1 protein-coding gene is annotated in these 676 nt (G+C 47.6%); it reads right to left on the reverse strand.

The window, feature by feature from the left end; genetic code table 11:
• Positions 1–220 precede the first annotated feature (220 nt).
• Positions 221–514 carry a hypothetical protein gene (locus HT737_RS32240; protein ID WP_306287329.1) on the reverse strand — a complete coding sequence of 98 codons (294 nt, stop codon included), beginning with the start codon at positions 512–514 and terminating at the stop codon, positions 221–223.
• Between the last annotated feature and the right edge of the window lie 162 nt (positions 515–676).

Below are 676 nucleotides of genomic sequence, written 5' to 3' on the forward strand. Positions count from 1 at the left end.
GTTGATTTCCCGCAGTAGATCCGCGACCGGCAGGTTCATGGTGTTTGAGTAGTAGGGTTTATAGCCGTACGCGGTGACGACGACTTTGCAGGGGATTTGTTGTTTGTTGGCGAGGAGTTGATTCAGCTCTGCCACCGAGAGATTTCTTTCAGAACTCCGGTTGCTTGAAGTTTCACTCAAGAATGCGCGAGTGAGATAGGAAAACTTGGCCTTGTTGTTTTCATTTTTTTTCCGAGCGTATCAAACCGGTGGCGGAAAACTGTATGGCTTTGCCTACTGAGAAATCATGATCATCCGCCAATGCACAATGAAGCATGCCCGAAATCACCCCAACTCGCTCTCCGCGATCAAAAAGATCCAACACATCAACGTCCGACTGATACCGGATGACGTATAGCAGCGATTTTTCTCTTTCCACAGACTCGAAGCTCAGGTTTGCCGGAGGCTTTACGTGGTTCTTCGCACAACCAGAGCAAATAGCGAGTAAAACGCAAAGGAGTAGCCTGTACATCATGGAAACTCCTTCATGATTGAGTCAAAAAGCATATCGCCTGCCGGCTTGCCCCGGCGATACGGGCAGTAAACAACCCCAAAGCATTTGCATAATTTGTGTCTACATTGACGTTTAATGAAGGGCCAAAGGAGATAAGCCACTTTTCACCAATCCGTCGAAATT

Source organism: Pseudomonas sp. MD195_PC81_125 (assembly GCF_014060985.1).
GTDB classification, from domain to species: domain Bacteria; phylum Pseudomonadota; class Gammaproteobacteria; order Pseudomonadales; family Pseudomonadaceae; genus Aquipseudomonas; species Aquipseudomonas parakoreensis.